15 protein-coding genes are annotated in these 22,903 nt (G+C 66.2%); 4 read left to right on the top strand and 11 right to left on the bottom strand.

Annotated features, from left to right (window positions below; all coding sequences use genetic code 11):
• Nucleotides 1–9: 9 nt before the first annotated feature.
• Nucleotides 10–1,791, bottom strand: coding sequence for an acyl-CoA dehydrogenase (locus ABGX75_RS15390; protein WP_347411143.1), 1,782 nt, complete (start codon nucleotides 1,789–1,791; stop codon nucleotides 10–12).
• Nucleotides 1,792–2,222: 431 nt separating this feature from the next.
• Between ABGX75_RS15390 and ABGX75_RS15385 the strand changes: the two genes are divergently transcribed.
• Nucleotides 2,223–4,277 carry a choline transporter gene (locus ABGX75_RS15385; RefSeq protein ID WP_011507938.1) on the top strand — a complete coding sequence of 685 codons (2,055 nt, stop codon included), beginning with the start codon at nucleotides 2,223–2,225 and terminating at the stop codon, nucleotides 4,275–4,277.
• A 207-nt stretch (nucleotides 4,278–4,484) separates the two neighbouring features.
• Here ABGX75_RS15385 and ABGX75_RS15380 read toward each other — a convergent pair whose 3' ends face one another.
• The 3 genes from ABGX75_RS15380 to ptsP are packed head-to-tail and all read right to left on the bottom strand — an operon-like array spanning nucleotide 4,485 to nucleotide 10,089.
• Complete coding sequence (locus ABGX75_RS15380) at nucleotides 4,485–6,248, bottom strand: PTS fructose-like transporter subunit IIB (RefSeq protein WP_347411142.1); 1,764 nt, start codon at nucleotides 6,246–6,248, stop codon at nucleotides 4,485–4,487.
• Nucleotides 6,245–7,213, bottom strand: coding sequence for a 1-phosphofructokinase (pfkB, locus tag ABGX75_RS15375; RefSeq protein WP_011507940.1), 969 nt, complete (start codon nucleotides 7,211–7,213; stop codon nucleotides 6,245–6,247). Before pfkB ends, ABGX75_RS15380 begins: the two co-directional genes overlap by 4 nt.
• A complete protein-coding gene (gene ptsP / locus ABGX75_RS15370; RefSeq protein ID WP_347411141.1) occupies nucleotides 7,213–10,089 on the bottom strand; it encodes a phosphoenolpyruvate--protein phosphotransferase in 2,877 nt (958 codons plus the stop codon). Before ptsP ends, pfkB begins: the two co-directional genes overlap by 1 nt.
• 258 nt (nucleotides 10,090–10,347) lie before the next feature.
• Between ptsP and cra the strand changes: the two genes are divergently transcribed.
• The 3 genes from cra (at nucleotide 10,348) to ABGX75_RS15355 (ending at nucleotide 14,043) form a co-directional block, all read left to right on the top strand.
• Nucleotides 10,348–11,361 carry a catabolite repressor/activator gene (gene cra / locus ABGX75_RS15365; protein ID WP_035413756.1) on the top strand — a complete coding sequence of 338 codons (1,014 nt, stop codon included), beginning with the start codon at nucleotides 10,348–10,350 and terminating at the stop codon, nucleotides 11,359–11,361.
• 74 nt (nucleotides 11,362–11,435) lie between these two features.
• Nucleotides 11,436–12,083, top strand: coding sequence for a phosphoribosyltransferase family protein (locus ABGX75_RS15360; RefSeq protein WP_347411140.1), 648 nt, complete (start codon nucleotides 11,436–11,438; stop codon nucleotides 12,081–12,083).
• A gap of 34 nt (nucleotides 12,084–12,117) precedes the next feature.
• Nucleotides 12,118–14,043: an alkaline phosphatase D family protein gene (locus ABGX75_RS15355; RefSeq protein ID WP_347411139.1), complete on the top strand. Its 1,926-nt coding sequence runs from the start codon at nucleotides 12,118–12,120 to the stop codon at nucleotides 14,041–14,043.
• 44 nt (nucleotides 14,044–14,087) lie between these two features.
• Here ABGX75_RS15355 and ABGX75_RS15350 read toward each other — a convergent pair whose 3' ends face one another.
• From ABGX75_RS15350 to hslO, 7 genes are all read right to left on the bottom strand, one after another.
• Nucleotides 14,088–14,597, bottom strand: a complete 510-nt coding sequence (locus tag ABGX75_RS15350) for an Rsd/AlgQ family anti-sigma factor (protein ID WP_011507945.1) — start codon at nucleotides 14,595–14,597, stop codon at nucleotides 14,088–14,090.
• 82 nt (nucleotides 14,598–14,679) lie between these two features.
• On the bottom strand, nucleotides 14,680–15,198 hold the full coding sequence (locus tag ABGX75_RS15345; protein WP_128689938.1) for a disulfide bond formation protein B: 519 nt from the start codon (nucleotides 15,196–15,198) through the stop codon (nucleotides 14,680–14,682).
• A 170-nt stretch (nucleotides 15,199–15,368) separates the two neighbouring features.
• On the bottom strand, nucleotides 15,369–16,931 hold the full coding sequence (gene gshA / locus ABGX75_RS15340) for a glutamate--cysteine ligase (protein WP_179153067.1): 1,563 nt from the start codon (nucleotides 16,929–16,931) through the stop codon (nucleotides 15,369–15,371).
• Between the two features lie 246 nt (nucleotides 16,932–17,177).
• Nucleotides 17,178–19,517, bottom strand: a complete 2,340-nt coding sequence (locus tag ABGX75_RS15335; RefSeq protein ID WP_347411150.1) for a Tex family protein — start codon at nucleotides 19,515–19,517, stop codon at nucleotides 17,178–17,180.
• 127 nt (nucleotides 19,518–19,644) lie between these two features.
• Complete coding sequence (msrB, locus tag ABGX75_RS15330; RefSeq protein ID WP_347411138.1) at nucleotides 19,645–20,151, bottom strand: peptide-methionine (R)-S-oxide reductase MsrB; 507 nt, start codon at nucleotides 20,149–20,151, stop codon at nucleotides 19,645–19,647.
• 83 nt (nucleotides 20,152–20,234) lie between these two features.
• Nucleotides 20,235–21,818, bottom strand: coding sequence for a phosphoenolpyruvate carboxykinase (locus ABGX75_RS15325; RefSeq protein ID WP_035413744.1), 1,584 nt, complete (start codon nucleotides 21,816–21,818; stop codon nucleotides 20,235–20,237).
• Between the two features lie 152 nt (nucleotides 21,819–21,970).
• Nucleotides 21,971–22,846, bottom strand: a complete 876-nt coding sequence (gene hslO, locus ABGX75_RS15320; RefSeq protein WP_011507951.1) for an Hsp33 family molecular chaperone HslO — start codon at nucleotides 22,844–22,846, stop codon at nucleotides 21,971–21,973.
• Nucleotides 22,847–22,903: the final 57 nt, after the last annotated feature.

Genomic DNA, 22,903 nt, shown 5'->3' with positions numbered 1-22,903 from the left:
TGCGCGGCCTCACAAGGGCGCGTCGAACAGCGCCGGCGCGGCCTCGATGGCGGCCAGCTGTGCACGCCCCCGAGGCAACCAATGGCACACCACGAACTCGGCACTGGCCAGCTTGGCTCGATAAAAGGCCGTGTCCTCGTAGCCGTCCTGCAGGGCCGCGCGTGCCCGCAGCGCAGCACGTCCCATCTGCCAGGCACACAGGACATGGCCGACCAGATCGAGCATCGGCGTGGCCAGGGCCTGGAGCGCATCATGGCCCTTCTCGGCATCGGCGGCACGTTCCAGCACCACCTCCAGGGCGCGGCGCGTATCGTCGACACCGTCGCGCAATGCACGCCCCCACGCGGCGAGCTCGGGATCGTTCGCCAGCGACGCCGCACAGACCGCCACCTCGTCGAGAACCGAATTCAGGGCCGCCCCGCGGTCACGGTGAAGCTTGCGTGTCACCAGATCGAGCGCCTGTATGCCGTTGGTACCCTCGTAGATCGGCGCGATGCGCGCGTCGCGGAGATGCTGCGCAACGCCGGTTTCCTCGATGTACCCCATGCCGCCGTGCACCTGGACGGCCAACGACGCAATGTCCACGGCCTGATCGGTCGAGAAGGCCTTGACGATCGGGGTGTACAGATCGACACGCTGCTGGGCTCGCTCACGCGCCTCGGTGGATTCCGCATGACGCGCGATATCCATTTCGCTGGCCGACAACAGGGCCAGGGCACGCAACGCTTCCAGACGTGCCCGCATCGACAGCAGCATGCGCCGCACATCGTAATGCTCGATGAGTGTTGCGGGGCCGCCACCGCGGGACTTGGGCACGCGCCCCTGGACACGTTCACGGGCATAGGCCAGGGCCTGCTGATAGGCGCGTTCGGCGACGCCGATGCCTTGAATCCCGACCTTGTGGCGGGCCGCGTTCATCATCGTGAACATGTGCGCCAGCCCCCGGCCAGGCTCGCCGACCAGATAGCCGATGGCACCGTCACGTTCACCGAAACCGAGCATGCAGGTCGGCGACCCGTGAATTCCCAGCTTGTGTTCCAGCGAGACACAGTTCACGTCGTTGCGCTCGCCCAGTCGACCCTGCCCGTCCACCAGCCGCTTGGGCACCAGAAACAGTGAGATGCCCTGGTTGCCCTCGGCGGCATCCGGCAAACGCGCCAGCACCAGATGCACGATATTCTCTGCGCAGTCGTGCTCGCCCCAGGTGATGAAGATCTTCTGGCCATGCAGGCGGTAATGCGCACCGTCGGGTACTGCACGGGTACGCACCACCGAGAGATCGGAGCCGGCCTGTGGCTCGGTGAGGTTCATGGTCCCCGTCCACTCGCCGCTCACCAGCTTCTCGAGATAACGCGCCTTGAGCGCCTCGTCGCCATGCTGCGCCAGCGCCTCCACGGCGCCCGCGGTCAACAGGGGGCACAAGGCCAGCGCCATGTTGGCGCCTTGCCACATTTCCTGTACCGCACTGGCCACCACCTCGGGCAGCCCCTGGCCGCCGTGTTCGGGGTCGCTGCCGATGCCGTTCCAGCCGCCCTCGACGAAGGCGCGATACGCCTCGGCGAAGCCTGGAGGCGTAAGCACCTCACCCCCCTCCAGTCGACATCCGTGGCGGTCACCGTCCTGGTTGAGCGGCGCCCAGACATCGCCCGCCACTCGGCCGGCCTCCTCGAGCACGGCGTCGATCACATCGGGAGAAAGATCCTGGTATTGCGGCAATGCCAACGAACGGTGCTCGAGCAAGGTGTCGAGCACGAAGCGAATGTCGCGTAGCGGTGCAGCGTATGGAGACATGGCCCACCTGTTAATCATGCAAACGTATGTGTGAATACTAGAAGCATGTCGCAGCGTCGACCATTAGCCAAACGCCGCAGGGAAGTCGCTAGCGCAGACGATAGCCGCTCGAGGTTGAAAGGCGATGCATAACAAAGTATTTTGATTGAACGGTCAATCAATAAAACACGATAACCTTTCATCGGTAGCATGCGACGTCTCCCCGCAACGCGCCCCGGACTCGACTCCGGTCGCGCTTGCGGCGAACCTCTCGGCAGCGGTCAGGGTGCCGCTACCAAGGCGCTCGCCTGGAGAGATCGTCGTCAAGACAATGACGGCATATCTCACGACGGCCACATCGCGTTTTCACGCAACTTGGCCATAGTGAAGAAGGATGTGCCGTGACATGACGTCACGCTACTGCCGCGCTTACGACAACTCGAGGATCGCTCATGCCTCTACAACACACCGACGACGTCAGTCGCGATCGCCTCAATCCGGCGGTCTTCTTCAGTTCGGCGATCGGCATCGTGCTCTTCGCGCTATGGACGATGTTCTTCACCGACTCGGCCAGTGGCGTGATCAATGCCGTGCTGGGATGGATCTCCGACTCTTTCGGCTGGTACTACTTTCTGGCCGTGGTCGCCTACCTGGTCTTCGTGATCGCCATCGGCCTATCACGCTTCGGCAAGATCAAGCTGGGACCGGATCATTCCACGCCCGATTTCAACATGGCCTCATGGGCGGCCATGCTCTTCTCGGCGGGCATCGGCATCGACCTGCTGTTCTTCTGCATCGCGGAGCCGGTATCGCAGTTCCTGGCGCCGCCTCAGGGAGACGGCAACACGGTGGAAGCCGCACGTCACGCCATGCAGTTGACGTTCCTGCACTGGGGGCTTTCCGGCTGGGGCATCTACACCCTGGTGGGGATGTCGCTGGCGTTCTTCAGCTATCGGCACAATCTGCCGCTGACCATCCGCAGCGCACTCTATCCGATCTTCGGCAAGAAGATTCACGGTCCCATCGGCCATACCGTGGATACCGCCGCCGTTCTGGGCACGGTATTCGGCATCGCCACCAGCCTGGGGATCGGTGTCATCCAGCTCAATTTCGGTCTCAACTACATGTTCTCGATTCCCGAGAACACCCTGGTGCAGGCCGCGCTGGTGATCATGATCGTGTTCTTCGCCACCGTCTCCGCCGTCACCGGGGTCGAGAAGGGCATCCGCCGCCTTTCCGAGTTCAACATGCTGTTGGCGCTGTTGCTGCTGCTGTTCGTGCTCTTCAGCGGCAAGACGCTGTTTCTGCTCAACGCGCTGGTGCTCAACGTCGGCGACTATTTCTCCGACTTCATCAGCCTGTCGATGAATACCTACGCCTTCGATCCGCCCACCGCCTGGCTCAATGGCTGGACGATCTTCTTCTGGGCCTGGTGGATTGCCTGGGGGCCGTTCGTGGGACTCTTCCTGGCGCGCATCTCCCGCGGCCGCACCATTCGTGAATTCGTCGCCGGCACGCTGATGCTGCCGCTGGTCTTCATGATGGCGTGGATGTCGATCATGGGGAACAGCGCCATCGACATGGTCATGAACGGCGCGGCGGACTTCGGCGATGCGGCGATGAACACGCCGGCCTCCTCCATTTACCTGTTCCTCGAGTCACTGCCGTGGACCGGGCTGACGACCATCGTCACCACCATTCTGGCCATCGTGTTCTTCGTGACCTCCGGCGACTCCGGGGCGCTGGTACTCTCCAATTTCACGTCTAGGCTCAAGGACGTGAACAGCGACGCACCGATCTGGATGCGCATCCTCTGGGCCTGCGTGATCGGCCTGCTGACCCTGGCGCTATTGATGGCCGGCGGCTTGTCGGCACTGCAGAGCGTGGTGGTCATCACCGGGCTGCCGTTCTCCATCGTGCTGTTCTTCATGATGGCGGGGCTGTTCAAGGCCCTGCGAGTGGAAGGCTTCAAGGAAGACAGTCACCGCGCGAGCCTGGCCGGTCACCTTTCCAGCCGCACCGGCGCGGCAGAACGTACGCCACGTGGCTGGCGCCAGCGCCTGGGCCGTGCCATGAGTTTCCCGGGCAGCAAGCAGGCGCGCCGCTTCCTCGATGAGGTAGGCAAACCGGCCATGCAGGACGTCAGTCAGGCGTTGAGCCAACAGGGCGTCGAGGTCGAGGTCGTCGAAGAAGACGGCGACGACCCGCATCTGGCTCTCAACGTCGGTCTCGGCGACGAGCAGAACTTCACCTATCAGATCTGGCCACGCCGGTTCGCGACCCCCTCGTTCGCACTGCGCGCCCAGCAGGCCAATGCCTATTACTATCGCCTGGAGGTCTATCTTCTCGAAGGCAGCCAGGGGTATGACCTGATGGGCTACAGCAAGGAACAGGTCATCGAGGACATTCTCGATCAGTACGAACGTCACCTGCACTTCCTGCACATGAACCGGGAAGCACCAGGCAACGTGACCATGCCGGACAGCCCCGAACAACCGCCGGCATGACCGTGAAACGGGCCATTTTCCGGCCATGACGCGAGCAGGGGCGCATCCAGGATGCGCCCCTTTTTTATTGCCCACGCCTCAGGGCCGCACGTCATTGCGCGCGTGGCATGGCACACAGCATCCGTCATCGCTCGCCGATGCGCCCACCAATGAAAAGGAGCGCCCCATGGGGCGCTCCTTGCGTATCGGTGATGCGAGACCGTCGCCTCAGGACGCGGCACCTTCCGCCACCGGCACGGCGGAGGCACCCGGCTTGATAATGGCATAGGCCACACCGGCGATCACCGCTCCCACCGCGATGCAGAGCAGATACAACAGGGCGAGATTAACCGCGTTGGGAATCAGCAGCACGAACAGCCCGCCATGCGGCGCCATCAGCTGGATGCCGAAATACATCGACAGCGCCCCGGTCACCGCGCCGCCGACGATACAGACCGGCAGCACCCGCAGTGGATCCTTGGCGGCGAAGGGAATGGCCCCTTCGGTGATGAAGCAGAGCCCCAGCACGAAGGCCGCCTTGCCGCCCTCACGCTCACTCTGGGCGAACTTGTGCCTGGCCAGCATGCTGGCGATCCCCATGGCCAGTGGCGGCACCATGCCCGCCGCCATGATCGCCGCCATGGGGGCATAGGTCTCGCTCGACAGCAGGCCCACGCCAAAGGTGTACGCCGCCTTGTTGACCGGCCCGCCCATGTCGACGCACATCATGCCGCCCAGCAACAGCCCCAGCAGCACGGCATTGGTCGACCCCATGCCGTTGAGGAAGTTGGTCAGCGCATCGAGGACACCGGCCACCGGCGTGCCGATCACGTAGATCATCACCAGACCGGTCAACAGACTCGCCAGCAGCGGAATGATGAGGATCGGCTTGAGCGATTCCACGCTCGCCGGCAGCTTGAGATAGCGCGTGATCGCCTTCGCCGCGTACCCCGCGAGAAAGCCGGCGAGGATCCCCCCGATGAAGCCTGCACCGATGTTGCTGGCGAGCATGCCGCCGATCATGCCCGGCGCGATGCCGGGACGATCGGCGATCGAATAGGCGATGTAGCCCGCCAGTACGGGCACCATCAAGGCAAAGGCGGTTCCGCCACCGATCTGCATCAAGGCAGCGGCCAGCGTGCCCTCTTCTTCGTAGGCCTGGATGCCGAACACGAACGACAACGCGATGCACAACCCGCCGGCGACGACCATGGGCAGCATGAACGACACCCCGGTCAGCAAGTGCTTGTAAACGCCCTTCTCCTTGACGCTCTTGGCCTTGCCGCCGTCATTCGCGATCCCTGTCGCCTGGCTCTCCACGGCGGCATTGGCCAGCGCCTCCTCAATGGTCGGCTTGGCCTTCTTGAGGGCATTGCCCGTGGACGTACGATAGATAGGCTTGCCGGCGAAGCGTTCGTCGTCGACTTCGATATCGCAGGCCAGCAGCACCACGTCGGCGTCGGCGATCTCCGCCTCGGTCAGCTGGTTCTGAGCGCCCACCGAGCCTTGCGTCTCGACGCGCATGTGATGCCCCAGGCTGCGCCCGGCGTCTTCCAGTGCTTCGGCGGCCATGAAGGTATGCGCGACGCCGGTCGGACAGGCCGTCACCGCCACGATGCGCTTCCCCCGGGCCTCCCCCGCCGCGGGAGCGGCATTCGTGTCGGCGCCGGCCGCGTCGCCACTGTAGGGAGCGGCCTCGCGTTCGGCGCGCGACAGGAAGGCATCGGGATCGGGCAGCGCCTCGGCGATCGGCGCCCGGAACAGTCGCTTGTCGGTGAAGCGCGCGGCATCGGGCACATGGTCGGCGGCCACCACCACCAGGTCGGCATCGCGCAATGCCGCGTCCGAGACAGGCTGCGGCGGTTCGAGCTCGCCATGCATTTCCACCGTGACCTGCCAGCCGCGCCGCTGGGCCGCGTGCTCGAGACGCCGAGCCGCCAGGAACGTCGTGGCCACGCCGCTCGGGCAGGCCGTGATCAGGATCGCTTTCATAGGGTCTCCCTCGCGCCGTCGTCGAGCCGACGAACGCGCGTGCGTTGTTGGAGTTGCTCTAGGTCCGAGGCCTTCACATCGCCGACCCCGACATGGCGCACCGCCTCGGCGGACAATCCGCTCGCTAGGCGCAACGCGTCCTCGGCAGGCAAGCCCGCCAATTGACCATGCAGCATCGCTGCCAGCAGGGTGTCACCGGCACACACGGTACTGGCGACCTCGACCGGCGGCGGCGTGGCCTGCCAGCTGCCTTGCGGTCCCACCCACAGCATGCCCTCGCCTCCCAGCGAGACCAGCGCATGTTCGATGCCCGCCGCGTGCAAGCGCGTCGCGGCGGCGACGCGCGCGGTCATGTCCGCCAGGGGCTCGCCGGCCCACTCGGCCAGTTCCGTCTCGTTGGGTTTGACGGCACTCGGCGTGGCCGCGATCGCGGCGCTCAACGCCGCGCCACTGGTGTCCACCCAGACCGGCAGGTCATGCGCACGCAGCCAGCGAATCAAGGCGCCCAGATCGTCGGGCGCCACCCCCGGGGGAAGACTGCCGGCAATCACCACCGCGTCGGGACGTGTCGCGGCATCCGTCAGCCGCGCCTCGAGCGCGCGGTACAAGGCCGCCAGATCATCGCGCGAGACGTCGAGCCCGGGGCCGTTGATATCGGTGACGCGTCCCCGGGCCTCGGCCACCTTGGCATTGATGCGCGTGTCGCCGGCCAGGCGCAGGAAGGCATCCTCCAGTCCCCAGTCGGCGAAGGCGCGCACGAAAGCGCCATCGTTGTCGCCGCCCAGAAAGCCGGTCACCGCCACCTCGTGTCCCAGCGCGACCAGCACCCGGGCGACGTTGACGCCCTTGCCCGCCGCCTCGAGGTGGGTGGCATCGGTGCGATTGACCGCCCCCAGGGTCAGCGCGGGCAGGCGAATCGCCAGGTCCAGGGCGGGATTGAGGGTCAATGTCAGCACGCGCGCCATCAGAGGGCCTCCAGCGCTTCGCGCACGGCGTCGCTGGTCGCCTGACGCAAGGCGGTCTCGGCGTGCTGGCGCGCGGTGGCGAGGGTCAACTCGCGCAGCCGCGCCTTGACCATGGGCACCTGCCTTGCCGACACCGACAGCTCGTCGACGCCCAGCCCCACCAGGACGGCCACCGCCTGGGCATCGCTGGCCAGTTCGCCGCACACGCCCACCCATTTGCCCTGGGCGTGCGCCGCATCGACGGTCATGCGGATCAGCGCCAGCACCGCCGGGTGCAAACCGTCGGCCTGGGCCGACAGCTCGGCATGGCCGCGGTCGATGGCCAGGGTGTACTGGGTCAGGTCGTTGGTGCCGATGGAGAAGAAATCCACCTCGGCGGCCAGGCTCGGCGCCAGCAACGCGCACGAAGGAATCTCGATCATCACCCCCAGTTGCACGTCGCCGGCCTGAACCTCGGCCTGCACGCGGTCGAAGATCTCGCGAGCGGCGCGGAACTCGGCGATGTCCTTGACCATCGGGAACATGATGCGCAGCGGCCGATCGCCGGCGGCGGTCAGCAGGGCACGCAGCTGCGTCTCGAGCACCTCGGGACGCGTCAGGGCCAGGCGGATGCCGCGCAAGCCGAGGAACGGATTGTCTTCCTGGGGCAGCGGCCAGTACGGCAGGGGCTTGTCGCCGCCGACGTCCAGCGTGCGTGCCACCAGCGGGCGCCCGTCGAGCGCGTCGATGGCCTGGCGATATTCGGCGATCTGGGTGTCCAGATCCGGGGCGTCGGGATGCGCCATGAACACGAATTCGGTACGCAGCAGCCCCACACCCTCGGCGCCGCGTTCGACGGCATCCGCCGCATGGGCCGTGTTGCCCAGGTTGGCGGCGACCTCGACACGGTGGCCATCCTGGGTCCGGCCCTCCTCGTGGCGCGCGGCATACGCCTCGCGCTCGCGCATCTCGTGCTCCTTCAAGCGCAGCTCGGTACGCGAGCGACGCTCGGCGGAAGGCGCCGGGATCACCCGGCCACGCTCGCCATCGACGATGATCTCGGTATCGTTGACCAGCGTCAGCACCCGCTCGCCGGCCCCCACCACGGCGGGGATGCCCAGTGCCCGGGCAAGAATCGCGCTGTGCGAGGTGGCACCGCCACGGGCGGTGACCAGCCCCCGCACCTTGCTGGTATCCAGCCGCGCCACATCGGACGGGCCGACATCGTCGGTGACCAGCACGTAGGGCGTCTCCGGCGGCGTGGGCAGGCGCACGCCGCACAGGATTCCCAGCACGCGACGGCCGACATCGCGCAGGTCGGCGGCACGTTCGGCGAGCAAGCGATCGGCGAGATTCTCCTGGGCGCGGGCGGCGGTATCGATGGCCGACCACCATGCCGCCTCGGCACTCATGCCGGTATTCAGCGATTCGTGCGCCGCTTCACGCAGCTCGGGATCGTCGAGCATTTCCTCGTGCATCGACAGGATCTCGGCGACCTCGCCTCCCTGCGCGGTACGTACCAGGGCACGCAACTGCTCGGCGGCCTCCTCGATCGCGGCATCGAGACGCGCCAGTTGCGCGTCGCTGTCGCCGCGGCGCGCGTCATCCAGGTCGCTGGCGCGCTCGGGGTACTCGAAACGCGGCGTACGCATCACGAAGACCGGCGCGATCGCCAGCCCCGGCGACGCGGGGACCGCGGGATGCGCGACATCGTCTTCCAGGGGCGCGGGAAGAGGCTCGTCCTCGGCGGCGGGCGACTCGAGCGGCGTTTCCTGGAGTGGCGTGACATGCTCGCCGAGCCCATCCTTGACGGCCGCGACGAGCGCGTCGAGCGCCTCCCCGGCCCCCTCGCCCTCGGCGGAAAACACCAGCACTTGACCGCGCCGCGCGCCCAGACCGATGACCTTGGTGAGACTCGCCGCCGACACCGCCTGACCCGAGCCCTCCAGCAGGCGCACCTTGACCGGCACGCGCTGACGCCGAGCGACCTGCACCAATTGCTTGGCCGGACGCGCATGCAGCCCATGCGCGTTGAGCACCGTGGCACGCGCGGTATCGGCGTCGGCGGACTCCCCCGACAGACGCGCCAGCAATGTCGCCGCGTCGGCGTCGGCCAGGCTTTCGCCGTCCCCCGCGTCGAGCAGGATGCCCAGGCGTTCGAGCAGCCCACGATGGGCATCGCCCTGGGCCGCCAGGCAGAACACCGCATTGACCGGCCCCTTGGGGCCCACGAATGCCTGCTCGGGCGTGGCCACGCCCAGCGCCGGCGTGACGACGCCACGGGCACTGCTCACCAGCCACAGCCCCTGGCCCAGCGCCACCGGCTCCAGCGTATTGACCTCGGCCACGAAGCTGCTGTCCACGCTGCCCACCTGGCGCAAGCGCGCCGCGGCGGCCAGTGCCAGCTCGAAACGATCACGCGCGGGGAATCCCAGGCACAGCGTGTCGGCATCCAGGCGGGCCTCGATCGGCGCCCTGGACAGCAACGCAATGACCTCTTCACGGCTATCCGCCGCCGCCAGGCGCTCGGCCACGCCATCGCGGTCGAGTACGTGCGTGAGCTGACGCAGGATATCGAGGTGCTCATCGCTCTGGGCGGCGATGGTCACCAGCAGCGTCACCCGCTGACCGTCGTGCCACTCGATGCCACGCGGGAACTGCAACACCCGCACGCCGGTCGTCTTGACGTGTTCGCGGCTCTCGGGGGTGCCGTGGGGAATGGCAATGCCATTGCCGAGATAGGTCGACGACTGCGCCTCGCGCGCGTGCAGGCCGTCACGGTAACCGGGCGCCACGCGTCCGGCCTCGACCAGCGCCTCGGCGGCCTGGTCCAGGGCATCGCGCCAGTCGTCGGCGTGCCGGTCGAGCAGAACGTCGTCACTTGTCAGTGTCAGCATGGAGATCTCCAGAATGCCGCCGGAGCGGAGCCATCCGCCCCTCGGGTAAGGCCAGCGATCGCGCCCGCCGGCTCGTGTCCAGGAACCTGGGGGATGACGGGCTGAATCGTGTCAGCTATCTTGGAAGCAATGCTGAAACGTTCATCGCGATTTATCAAGCGGCACGACACTAGACCTTCGCAGGGTCAGGCAGGCAAGACTGCCCGTCAGCCTCTAGAATAGGCGCCTTCGTGTCACCGGCTCGCTCAAGGAATGTCCATGACTCTCGCAGAAATCGCTCGGCTGGCGGGCGTCTCGCGCACCACGGCCAGTTACGTGATCAACGGCCAGGCCGCCGAGCGGCGCATCCGACCGGAGACGGTGGCTCACGTCATGGCCGTGGTCGCCAAGTACGACTACCGCATCGACGCTCAGGCGGCGGCGCTGCGACGTGGCGCGAGTCGCACGCTGGGTTTCATCGTGCCGGATCTGGAAAACACCAGTTATGCACGGCTGGCCAAGCGCCTGGAAAACGGGGCGCGTCGTCAAGGCTATCAATTGCTGATCGCCGGGTCGGACGACGACCCGGATACCGAGCGCGAGCTGGCCCGCGCCCTGCGTGCGCAACGCTGCGATGCCTTGATCGTCGCCAGCAGCCTGGCCATGGACGATCCCTTCTACCTCGACCTGATGGCGGGCGGGCTTCCGGTCATCGCGCTGGATCGCGCCCTCGACCCCGAGCGCTTCGTCTGCGTGGTCAGCAACAACCATCAGGCCGCCGGCGCCCTGACGCGCTCGGTCATCGACGACGATGTCACCCGCATCGCCTGGCTGGATGCGGTCCCCGAACTGTCGATCAGCGTGGAACGTCGTGCCGGTTTTCTGGATACCACCCGCGAGGCCGGGCTCGATGCCCCGCTGCTGCTCAGCGGCGCGCGTTACGACCGCGCCACCGGCGCCGCCCTCATGCGACGCCTGATCGACGAACACGGCGTTCCCGATGCCCTGGTCACCGCCTCTTACGTGTTGCTGGACGGTGTCTTCGACGTGCTGCTCGAGCAAGGCGGCCTGCCCGAGCGGCTGCGCCTGGCGACATTCGGCGACGACCGCCTGCTGGACTTCCTGCCCCTGGCGGTCAATTCCCTGCCCCAGCACCACGACCGCATCGCCGAGCTGGCCCTGACCCGCGCCATGCAAGCGGCATCCGGCGATTATCGCCCCGGCATCGACATCGTCGAACGTTCTCTGCACGACCGTCGCAGCCTCAAAAGGACGCACGCCCCGACACCTTGATCGGCGGGGTTGGCCCGGGCGCAAAAAACTGGCCATGCTGTCTTCACCATTGCCTGCATCCGACGAGGCACGTCATGAAGGAACTCCCCCTGCAAGATCGTCGAGACGCCGGCCGGCGCCTCGCCCAGCGGTTACAGGGCAGCGTCGACGCGTCGGCGCTGGTGCTGGGGCTGCCCCGCGGCGGCGTGCCGGTCGCCGCCGAGATCGCACATGCCCTGGGCGCTACCCTCGACGTGATGGTCGTGCGCAAGCTGGGCGTCCCCGGTCACGAGGAATTCGCCATGGGCGCCATCGCCAGCGGTGGCGTGCAGGTACTCGACGAGCCCCTCATTCACCGACTGGGGCTCGACGAACGACGGCTCGCTTCAGTCATCGCTCGCGAGCGGCACGAGCTCGAACGTCGCGAACGCGAATTTAGAGGCGACCGAGCCTATCCGTCGCTCGCCGGCCGGCCGGTGATCCTGGTCGACGACGGCATCGCCACCGGCGCGACCATGCGCGCGGCGATTCGTGCGGTGCGCCGCCTGGGCGCCGAGCACTGTATCCTCGCCGTACCGGTCGCCGCTCCCGAAAGCCTGGCGTCGCTGCGTCCCGAGGTCGACCGCGTCGAATGCCTGGCCACGCCGGCGCATTTCGGTTCGGTGGGCCAGTGGTACCGGCACTTCGACCAGACCAGCGATGCCGAGGTGCGCGCCTGCCTGCGCCCTGCGCGAGACGCTTGATGACGCCATGCGAGCCGCCCGTTATGCTGGCTCCATGACGTCGTCTCACGCTTCCCTGCCCGAGGTCCTGGCCGGACCGATCCTGCGCCGTTGCCTCCCCGACCGCCTGGTCATCTGGCTGGTCGGGTCGCGTCCGCTCGACCTGACGTTGACCTTGCACCCCGAGGAGGCGGAAACGTCGAAGCAACGCCTGGCGCTGGACAGCTCGCTGTGCCGGCGCTTGCCGGTGGGCACGCACGCCTGGCTGCACCTCATCGACGTGCCGCTCGCCACGCCGCTGCCCTGCAACCGCACGATCGGCTATGACCTGCTCGTGTCCGACGCCGGTGGCAACACACGAGGCATCGCCGACTGGGCGCCGCATCTGCTGCATGACGGGGCGATCCGTCCGAGTTTCGTGCTGCGCTCGCGTGTCGATTCGCTGCTGCATGGGTCGTGTCGCAAGCCGCACCATCCTTCCGGCGACGGGCTGGTGCGCGCCGATGCGCATGTCGAGGCGATGCGGGACACCCCCGAACGCATGCCCGCGGCGCTGGTGATGAGCGGCGATCAGATCTACGCCGACGACGTCGCCGGGCCGATGCTGGTCGCCATCCATGCCCTCGTCCGGCGACTGGGACTGTTCGGCGAATGCGTCCAGGGCGCGGTGGTCGACGACGCCGAGAGCCTGTACACGCATCCCGATACCTATTACCGACGCGAACGGCTGCTGCCCGCGTTCAAGGCCAACGAAAAACTGCGCGAGCGCTTTTTCGGCGGTGTCCGCAAGCCGGTCTTCACCACCAGCAATGCCCACAACCACTTGATCACGCTGGGCGAGGTCATGGCCATGTACCTGCTGGCGTGGTCGCCGACGCCCTGGTCGCTGATCGAGGTGGCACGCCCCACGCTCGACGACACGCTGGCGGAGATCTTCGACACCGAGGCCGGCATCATCGCTGCCTTCCGCGAGGGACTGCCCCGCGCCGCACGCGTGATGGCCCACCTGCCGATCCTGATGATCTTCGACGACCACGACGTCACCGATGACTGGAACCTGTCCGCGGCCTGGGAGGAAACCGCCTACGGCCACCCGTTCTCGCGACGCATCATCGGCAACGCCCTGCTGGGATATCTGCTGTGTCAGGGCTGGGGCAACGACCCTGACGCCTTTCGTGCGTTATGGCCCATGCTGGCGACACTGTTCGAGCAGCGCGACACGGCCGGGCGACTCGACTGCCAGACGCAGGACACCCTCATCGAGCACCTGCATGCCTTCGATCATTGGCATTATCAGCTTCCTTCCACGCCACGCCTGGTGGTGCTCGATACGCGTACGCACCGCTGGCGCAGCGAGCGGCGACGTCATTACCCGTCGGGCCTGATGGACTGGGAAGCCTTGAGCGACCTGCAGCAGGTGCTGCTCGGGCAGCGCTCGGTGATCATCGTCTCGCCGGCGCCGATGTTCGGGGTGAAGCTGATCGAGGGGATACAACGGCTCTTCACCCTGGCGGGCAAGCCGTTGCTGGTGGATGCGGAAAACTGGATGGCGCACCGTGGGGCCGCCAGCGTCATGCTCAATATCTTTCGGCATACCCGCACACCCGGCAATTACGTGATTCTCTCGGGCGACGTGCATTACTCGTTCGTCTATGACATCGATATCCGCCAGCGCCAGCACGGGCCGCGCCTGTGGCAGATCACCAGCAGCGGATTGAAGAACGAGTTCCCCCGCCGGCTGCTGGATACGTTCGACCGCCTCAACCGCTGGCTTTATGCCCCTGCGTCGCCACTCAACTGGTTCACCAAACGTCGCCCGATGCGCATTCGTCCACGTCGGCCACAAGGGGCCAGCCACGGCGAGCGACTCTGGAACCAGTCCGGCATCGGCCTGGTCACGCTGGATGCCCAGGGCCGCCCGGTGGACATCGCCCAGCTGGGCGTCGACGGCAGTATCACGCACTTTCTACCCGACGACTGACTGCCCATGGGATGTCAACGCACGGTGGCGCCCGGGGCGTCCCTTCACGACAAGGCGCGCGGCGCGCTCGCCGCCTCGCTGGCATGCGACGGCGCATGCGCGGCATGCAGACGCGCGATCAACTGATCCTCGAGGGCAAAGCGTTCGGTCAGACCTTTCGTCAAACGCTCGAGCCATGCCGGCAAGCGCGCCGCATAGTGCTGACAGCGCACCGGGGTCGAGTAGTCGTTGTCGAATTCCAGCACCATTTGCGTGGACATTTCCAGGCGTGCGAGCAGATGGTCGGCGAGTGCCAGGGCCTCCTGATCATCGAAGGCCACCGCCTCGTCACGCAGTTGCGGATAGATTTCGAAATGGCCACCGCTGATGTAATCCATCAGGGTCTCGCTGAAGGCGTCGATGCGCTCCTTGGTGACCGTTTCCAACTCGGCGTCGCAGGCTTCCTGCAGTTCCACCAGCGTCACCAACATGTCACGACGCTGCTCCAGCCAGCGGTCGATCAGCGTATGCACACCGCCCCAGCGCTCCAACGCCGTCTTGGTATCTTCCAGCATGGTGAGTCTCTCCTGTCATGGCCTCGCGAGCCATGCTCCCTGACATTGAGGGCAACGGCCTTCCCGCCGTTTCCCGGCCGCCTCAACGGCGGCGAATCACGATACCGGCCAGCATGCCCAGCGGAATCAGCAGCAACACGGCGAACCCCAGAAGCGTCCATTGCGGGATCGACATGCCCAGCAGCGAGCCGTGTATCTCGGCACACTCCCCAGAGCCGGCCAGCACCCTAGAGAGTACATCCCACAATGGCAGCACTTCCATCATGTAGTCTAGTCCCGGCCCGCAACTCGGTACGTTCTCCGGCGGCAACGACTGCAACCATACATGACGCGCGGCGACTGCCAGCCCCAGCGCCGAGGCCAGCGCCGCCAGCCCGGCGTAGAGCCCGCGCCCCAGGTTCCCCGCAGGATTGTGCAGCGCACCGATCGCGAAGACGAACGCGGCCAGCAGCACGGCAATCCGCTGCCCGATGCACAGCGGGCATGGCGTCAAGCCATAGACGTATTGCAGTACCAGCGCCACGCCCATCATCAGCGCACACATCAGAAGGCCCAGCAGACAGCCCTGACGCACACTCATGCCGGCCAGTCGAATGATCATCGTCATCTCTCCCTATACGCTTTCCGGCCAGCCGCACGCTCGCCCATCGCGTTGTTTGCATTGACCGCCTGACGCTCACGCCCCGGACACTCAGCCCCGGCGTTCACGACCCGACATTCACGAAAAGGCCCGTGCGAACCTGTGCACGGGCCCTGGAACGACGCCCTGGTTCAAGCCGCGCTGAGCGGCTTGCCCGCGCGTTCGAAATAGTGCGCCAGAAAGGTGGCGAAATCCTCATGGTCGGCCCGCTCGATATCGGCCTGCTGCTGATGCGAGGTTTCGACGAGCTGCTCGAACAGCGCCTCGCGGGCACGATCCATGGGCGCATCGCGCAGCTCGGCGGCCTGGCGCTCGGCCAGGCCAAGCATCTGATCGAGATACTCCATGTTCTCGTTGACCAGTTGCGCATAGAGCTGCCCGGAAGGCGTCAATTCGGGATCGTCGAGACGCGGCTTGAGCGCAGCGAGCGCGTCCCGATGCGGCGTCGCGTCTTCCTGAGAGTCGAGCAGCTCGGCCACCGCGTCGAGCTCGTCGAAGATCTCGTGCGACCAGTCCCGCAGGTAGCGCTGGCGACCGCCGACACTGAGCATCAAGTCGGGATCGCGGCCGCGCTCCACCACCAGGCGGCGGTTGTCGTCGAGACGATCGCATTCTTCGTCGGGAATCCAGGGGCTCTCGGAAAGCAGGCACCACAGCAGGAAGGTATCCAGGAAACGCATCTGCGTTTCATCGATGCCCAGCGGCGTGAAGGGGTCGAGGTCCAGGCAGCGCACTTCGATGTACTCGACGCCGCGCGCTTCCAGCGCCTGGGTGGGCGTCTCGTCGTGGCGCGCCACTCGCTTGGGACGAATGTCGCTGTAATACTCGTTCTCGATCTGCAGGATATTGGCGTTGAGCTGACGCCAGTCGCCATCGACGTTGACCCCGAAGCGCTGATAGTCGGGCCATGGGGTGCTGATGGCGTGACGCAGCGTGCCCACGTAGTTCGACAACGAGTTGAAACAGATCTTGAGCTGCTCCTGCACCTTGTTCTGGTAGCCCAGGTCGGACATGCGCAGGCTGGTGGCATAGCGCCCCGCCAGGGTGTGCTTGCCCAGTGCCTCGAGGTGCGACGGTGCCTCGCCGGTCAGAAAGCTGCGGTCCAGCGCCGGGGAAGCGCCGAACAGGTACAGCAACAGCCAGCTATGACGGCGGAAGTTGCGGATCAAGTCGAAATAACGGCTGGAGCGATACCCCTCTAGGCTCTCGCCGGTGCGACCTTCCAGTTCGCGCAACCGTGGCCACAGATCCTCCGGCAGCGAGACGTTGTAATGCACGCCGGCGATGGACTGCATGATGCGCCCATAGCGCACGTCGAGCCCCTTGCGATAGACATGCTTCATGGTCCCGACGTTGGAGGTGCCGTAGTCGGCGATGGTCACGCTGTCGTTGCCGTCGAGACGACTCGGCATGCTGGCCGGCCAGATCAATTCATCGTCGAGCTTGCGGTAGCTGTAGCGCAACAGGTCGCCGAGAAACGCCAGCGCGTCGGTGGGCCGGCAGTACACCGGCGTGATGTACTCGAGCAGGGCCTCGGAGTAATCGGTGGTGATATAGGGGTGCGCGAGCTTGGAGCCCAGGGCATGGGGGTGTGGCGTTTGGGCGATGCGCCCGGCGCCGTCGACGCGCAAGCCTTCCTTCTCGATGCCGCGGCGCAAGCGGCCGAAGAGCCCTTGGCGAGCCAGCCCCTGCATGCGCTGAATGGCGGTGGCGAGTGGTTCGGACAAGATTAATTCCCTCACGTCTGGGAAAAGCTCGGCTTCTCCCGGTATGTCACCGATGGACCGTATCCGGCCGGCGGTGTCGGCCGGCCGCGTGTGTGCGGCAAGCGCATCGCCGGCCATGCCGGCGATGCGACGGCAGCCTGGGCGCGCCGCATGAAAAAACCATTATGGAGGCGTCCCGGCGCCTTTCAAGCCGCAAGCGCATTCGGGAGCGCCTCAAGATTGGCGACGCGCCTTCTCCAGCGCCTCGCCGAGGGCGCCCAGACCGCCACCGGACGGGCTCCGGTCGCGCTTGCCCTGCCCGTTCTGGTCACGGCCGCCGCGCTGACGGCGCGACGGCCGTTCGCCGCCGCGCGAGCTCTCGCCGGGCGTATCGCCCATGCGCATCGACAAACCGATTCGCGCGCGCTCGAGATCCACTTCCATGACTTTCACCTTCACGATGTCGCCCGCCTTGACCACCTGGCGCGGGTCCTCGATGAACGTCTCGGACAACGCCGAAATGTGCACCAGGCCATCCTGGTGGACGCCGATGTCGACGAAGGCCCCGAAGTGGGTGACGTTGGTCACGCTGCCTTCCAGCACCATGCCGGGTTCGAGATCCTTGAGCGTTTCCACGCCATCGCGGAACTGGGCCGCGCGAAACTCGGGACGAGGATCGCGTCCAGGCTTGTCCAGTTCCTTGAGAATGTCGCTGATGGTGGGCACGCCGAAGGTGTCATCGACATAATCGGCCGGATTCAACGACTTGAGGAAATCGCTGTCGCCGATCACGCCCGCCAGGTCCCGCTGGTGTCGCTTGGCGATGCGATTCACCACCGCATAGGCCTCGGGGTGGACGGCGCTGGCATCGAGGGGGTTGTCACCGTTCATGATGCGCAAGAAACCCGCGCACTGCTCGAACGTCTTGGGCCCCAGCCGGCTGACGTCGAGCAATTCGCGACGCGAGGTGAACTGTCCTTTGGCATCGCGCTGGGCGACGATATTCTCCGCGAGAGTCGGGTTGAGCCCGGAAACCCGCGCCAGCAATGCACTCGAGGCCGTGTTGAGTTCCACGCCCACCGCGTTGACGCAGTCCTCGATGACCGCCTCCAGGCTGCGCGACAGCTGCACCTGGGAGACATCGTGCTGATACTGGCCGACCCCGATGGACTTGGGCTCGATCTTGACCAGCTCGGCCAGCGGATCCTGCAGACGGCGCGCGATCGAGATCGCGCCACGCACGGTGACGTCGAGCTGTGGAAACTCGCGCGCCGCCAGTTCGGAGGCGGAGTACACCGACGCCCCGGCCTCGCTGACCATGACCTTGGCGACCGGCCGCGAGACACGCTTGACCAGCTCGCCGGCAAGCTTGTCGGTCTCGCGGCTGGCCGTGCCGTTGCCGACCGCGATCAGGGCCACTTCGTGTTTCTCGACCAACGCCGCCAGCGTCGCCAGGGACTGATCCCAGCGCTTCTGCGGCGCATGCGGATAGATGACGGTGTCTTCCAGATACTTGCCGGTGGCGTCCACGACCACGACCTTGCAGCCGGTACGCAGGCCGGGGTCGATGGCCAGCGTGGCTTTCGCCCCCGCCGGCGCTGCCAGCAGCAGATCCTTGAGGTTGGCGGCGAAGACGCCGATGGCCTCGCGTTCGGCACGCTCGCGCAGGCGACTCATCAGCTCGGTTTCGAGGTGGGTGTACAACTTGACGCGCCAGGTCCAGCGCACCACTTCCTTGAGCCAGCGCGTGGCCGGCCGGGTGCCGGTCAGCGCCACCTCGGCGTGTCTGGCGATGGCCACCTCGGCGGGATGGATCTCGGCCTCTTCCTCGCCGGGGAGACGAATCGCCAGGGACAGCACTCCCTCATTGCGGCCGCGGAACATGGCCAAGGCCCGGTGCGAGGGCGTCTTGGCGAAGGGTTCGTCGTGCTCGAAGTAGTCCGAGAACTTGGCCCCCTCCTGCTCCTTGCCGCTCATCACGCGCGCCACCAGTTGCCCCTCGCTCCACAGCCGTTCACGCAACTGGCCGACCAGGTCGGGGTCTTCGCTGAACTGCTCCATGAGGATCTGCTTGGCGCCATCCAGTGCGGCCTTGGCGTCCTCGATGGCGGGCGTATCGCCTTCGGCGGCACGGACATATCTTGCCGCTTCGGTCTCGGGGTCGAGATCGGGATCGGCCAAGAGCGACTCGGCCAAGGGGGCAAGCCCCGCCTCGCGGGCGATCTGCGCCTTGGTGCGACGCTTTTTCTTGTACGGCAGGTACAAATCCTCGAGACGCTGCTTGGTATCGGCGGCCTCGATCTGCGCGGCCAGGGCATCGGTCAGCTTGCCCTGTTCGTCGATGCTGGCCAGCACCGTGCCACGCCGTTCTTCCAGCTCGCGCAAGTAGCGCAGGCGCTCTTCCAGCGTGCGCAGCTGGCCATCGTCCAGTCCGCCGGTGACTTCCTTGCGGTAACGGGAAATGAAGGGAACGGTGGCGCCGTCGTCGAGCAGCGCCACGGCGGCGCTGACTTGCTGGGAACGAACGGCCAGCTCTTCGGCGAGCCGGGAAACGATCTTGAGATTAGCGTCCATGATGTCCTTGACGTTCTCCGGGCCGAGCGAACTCCACTCGGCAAAACTCCGGCCCACCACAAGGCGGGCCGACATGACGAAAGTGGCGACAAGGTACCACAACCACCGGCGCGACGCAGATGGCGGATCAGGACGTCGCGTCGGGTACGAAGCGCAGCGCCAGGCCGTTGTTGCACCAGCGCAGCCCTGTGGGCGCCGGCCCGTCCTCGAAGACATGGCCCTGGTGGCCACCGCAGCGCGCGCAGTGGTATTCGGTGCGGGGGATCAGCAGCACGAAGTCGAGCTCGGTCAGCAGGTGACCCTGGATGTGATCGTAGAAGCTCGGCCAGCCGGTGCCGGAATCATACTTGGTGCGCGACGAGAACAGCGGCAGGTCGCAGCCCGCACAGCGGTACTCCCCCGCCCGGGTCTCTTTGTCGAGCGGACTGCTGCCCGCGGGCTCGGTGCCATTCTCGCGCAGGATCCGGTAGCGTTCCGGACTCAGACGCTCCCGCCACTCGGCATCCGTCAGGGTCAGCGGCTCGACATCCGCCCCCCGCTCGAGGGACAACTTGGGGCGCGCCAGCACGAGGCTCGGCACTGCCCCGAGGGCACCCGCGGCCCCCAGCCACCCCAGAAAACGACGACGCTGCATGGCATTCCCTCCTGTCGATGCACAACGGGGAGAGCCGGTAACCGGCTCTCCCCGTTAGAGGCGCGTTTCCGCGAATGGTTCGCTCAGTCGAGCGAGGGCCCGGCGGCGATGATCGCGTCATCGACGCCGTCGAACTTGGCGAAGTTGTCGATGAACTGCGTCGCCAGCGCCCGCATGTGACGTTCGTACTCGGCGCTGTCCGACCATGCCTGACGCGGGTCGAGCAGCGTCGGGTCGACGCCGTCCACGGCCACCGGCACGTCCAGGTTCAAGCCGTCGATGTGGCGCGTCTCGACGTCCTTGAGATCGCCGTTCTGAATCGCCGCGATGATCGCGCGCGTGGTGGGGATGCTGAAGCGCGAGCCTCCCTCGCCGTAGGCACCGCCGGTCCAGCCGGTATTGACCAGGTACACGCGCGACTCGAAGGCCTCGACGCGCTTGATCAAGAGATCGGCGTACTCACGTGCGGGGCGCGGGAAGAACGGGGCACCGAAGCAGGTCGAAAAGGTCGCCTCCAGGCCGGCGGAGGCCCCCATCTCGGTGGATCCCACCTTGGCGGTGTAGCCGGAGAGAAAGTGATAGGCCGCCGCTTCCTTGGAAAGCAGCGAGACGGGCGGCAGCACGCCGCTCATGTCGCAGGTCAGGAAGATGATCGCGCTGGGCTCGCCGGCCAGGTTCTCCGGCACGCGCTTCTCGATGTGTTCGAGAGGGTAAGCGGCGCGAGAGTTCTGCGTCAGACTGTCATCGCTGTAGTCGGGATGGCGGCACTCGTCGAGCACCACGTTCTCGAGCACGGTACCGAAGCGAATCGCGTGCCAGATGATCGGCTCGTTCTTCTCGGACAGGTCGATGCACTTGGCATAGCACCCGCCTTCCAGGTTGAACACGGTACCCTCGCCCCAGCCATGCTCGTCGTCGCCGATCAGGTAGCGCGACGGGTCGGCGGATAGCGTGGTCTTGCCGGTACCCGAGAGACCGAAGAACAGCGTGGTCTCGCCGTCCTCGCCCACGTTGGCGCTGCAGTGCATGGGCAGAACGTCTTTCTCGGGCAGCAGGAAGTTCTGCACCGAGAACATCGCCTTCTTCATTTCGCCGGCATAGCGCATGCCGGCGATGAGTACCCGGCGACGTGCGAAGTTGAGGATGACCGTGCCGTCGGAATGGGTGCCGTCACGCTCGGGCACGCACTCGAAGTGCGGCGCGTTGAGGATGGTCCACTCGCTCTTGCCCTTGGGGTTGTAGCTCTCGGGACGCACGAACAGCGTCCGCCCGAAGAGATTGTGCCAGGCGGTCTCGGTGGTCACGCGGATCGGCAGGTAATGCTCGGGATCGGCGCCGACGTGCAACTCGGAGACGAAGTTGTCGCCCTCGGCCAGGTAATCCTCGACACGCTCCCACAGGGCATCGAACTTGTCGGCATCGAACGGCTGATTGACGCTGCCCCACTCGATCAGATCCGCGGTGGAAGGCTCCTTGACGATGAAGCGATCCTTCGGAGAACGGCCGGTGCGCCGGCCGGTGATCGCCACGAAGGCACCGTTGTCGGCCAGGTGGCCTTCGCCACGCGCGATGGCATGCTCGATCAGGGCGGCACTGCTCAGATTGATATGCGTCTGCACGGGGCGTGCGTCATGGGCTGCCGGGGAGGCGGCTTGGGTCGTGGTCATTATCGTGTCCTGGGCCCGGAGGCGGTTCTCTCTCGTTAACCGATGCTTACTCGCCAAGGCCACCCGGGCAATGGGTTGCCTCTTGTCGGGCCATGGCGAGACTGAGGGGGCGGACATTATGGCAAAAAGGACCTGCGCGGAAAACGTTGCCGTCAATGCAACGTCGGCGCCCCCGCTCCCGGGGATTCGATCAACGTCTCGATATCGGCGGCGGTGAAACGATAATGGCTATGGCAGAAATGGCACTGCGTCTCGACCGCCCCTTGTTCGCGCACGATGTGGCGCAGCTCATCGGCGCCCAGGCCATGCAGGGCACTGGCGATGCGCTCGCGCGTACAAGTGCACCCGAAGCGTAACGCCTTGGGCTCGAAGACGCGGGCCTGCTCTTCATGGAAGAGCCGATAAAGCAGCTCGCGTTGATCGAGGTCAAGCAACTCGGCATCGCTCAGGGTCGTGGCCAGGTGCACGGTGCGCTCCCAGGCATCGGGGTCGCGATTGGAGGCGTCATCGGGCAACTGCTGCAGCAGCATGCCTGCCGCGCGATCGCCGTCGGCCGCCAGCCACAAGCGGGTGGCCAGTTGCTCGGAACGTGCGAAGTAATCTTCCAGGCAGGCGGCGAGGGTATCGGCCTCGACGGCGACGATGCCCTGATAACGCTGACCGTCGCGCGGGTCCAGCGTGATCACGATTTGCGCCTCGCCCACCAGGGCGGTCAACGAGGCGTTTTCCTCGGGCAGCGCCGCCTCGTCATCGAGGCGTGCGATGGCGCGCAGCTCGCCCCCGGGGTTGGACTCCGCCATCAACAGCCGCACGGCACCCTGACCGCGCACTTCGAGGCTGACGGTGCCGTCGAGCTTGACGGTTTCGGTGAGCAGAGCCACGGCCCCCAGCAGCTCGCCGAGCTGGCGTCTTACCGCCGCCGGGTAGGCGTGTTTGTCGAGCACGTCGGCGTAGGCCTGTTGCAGGCCGACGATTTCGCCGCGCACGTTGGTCTCGTCGAAAAGGAAACGTTGAATCTGGTCGGTCATGATCGGTCGTCGTCACAGTGGGAAAGGCAAAACAGACGCAGGGCGACGGCGGCCGCC

Origin of the sequence: Chromohalobacter sp. (assembly GCF_039830575.1) — a bacterium.
Lineage (GTDB): Bacteria > Pseudomonadota > Gammaproteobacteria > Pseudomonadales > Halomonadaceae > Chromohalobacter > Chromohalobacter israelensis.
The sequence above is the reverse complement of the archived record's forward strand: the minus strand, read 5'-3'. Positions and strand labels throughout refer to the sequence as shown.

Excerpts from the sequence above, each read along its gene's own strand:
- cra (WP_035413756.1), top strand. The coding sequence starts at position 10,348 with ATGACTCTCGCAGAAATCGCTCGGCTGGCGGGCGTCTCGCGCACCACG.
- ABGX75_RS15325 (WP_035413744.1), bottom strand. The coding sequence starts at position 21,818 with ATGACCACGACCCAAGCCGCCTCCCCGGCAGCCCATGACGCACGCCCC.
- msrB (WP_347411138.1), bottom strand. The coding sequence starts at position 20,151 with ATGCAGCGTCGTCGTTTTCTGGGGTGGCTGGGGGCCGCGGGTGCCCTC.
- ABGX75_RS15390 (WP_347411143.1), bottom strand. The coding sequence starts at position 1,791 with ATGTCTCCATACGCTGCACCGCTACGCGACATTCGCTTCGTGCTCGAC.
- ptsP (WP_347411141.1), bottom strand. The coding sequence starts at position 10,089 with ATGCTGACACTGACAAGTGACGACGTTCTGCTCGACCGGCACGCCGAC.
- ABGX75_RS15360 (WP_347411140.1), top strand. The coding sequence starts at position 11,436 with ATGAAGGAACTCCCCCTGCAAGATCGTCGAGACGCCGGCCGGCGCCTC.
- gshA (WP_179153067.1), bottom strand. The coding sequence starts at position 16,931 with ATGCAGGGGCTGGCTCGCCAAGGGCTCTTCGGCCGCTTGCGCCGCGGC.
- ABGX75_RS15350 (WP_011507945.1), bottom strand. The coding sequence starts at position 14,597 with ATGCTGGAAGATACCAAGACGGCGTTGGAGCGCTGGGGCGGTGTGCAT.
- hslO (WP_011507951.1), bottom strand. The coding sequence starts at position 22,846 with ATGACCGACCAGATTCAACGTTTCCTTTTCGACGAGACCAACGTGCGC.
- ABGX75_RS15385 (WP_011507938.1), top strand. The coding sequence starts at position 2,223 with ATGCCTCTACAACACACCGACGACGTCAGTCGCGATCGCCTCAATCCG.
- ABGX75_RS15355 (WP_347411139.1), top strand. The coding sequence starts at position 12,118 with ATGACGTCGTCTCACGCTTCCCTGCCCGAGGTCCTGGCCGGACCGATC.
- pfkB (WP_011507940.1), bottom strand. The coding sequence starts at position 7,213 with ATGGCGCGCGTGCTGACATTGACCCTCAATCCCGCCCTGGACCTGGCG.
- ABGX75_RS15345 (WP_128689938.1), bottom strand. The coding sequence starts at position 15,198 with ATGATCATTCGACTGGCCGGCATGAGTGTGCGTCAGGGCTGTCTGCTG.
- ABGX75_RS15380 (WP_347411142.1), bottom strand. The coding sequence starts at position 6,248 with ATGAAAGCGATCCTGATCACGGCCTGCCCGAGCGGCGTGGCCACGACG.
- ABGX75_RS15335 (WP_347411150.1), bottom strand. The coding sequence starts at position 19,517 with ATGGACGCTAATCTCAAGATCGTTTCCCGGCTCGCCGAAGAGCTGGCC.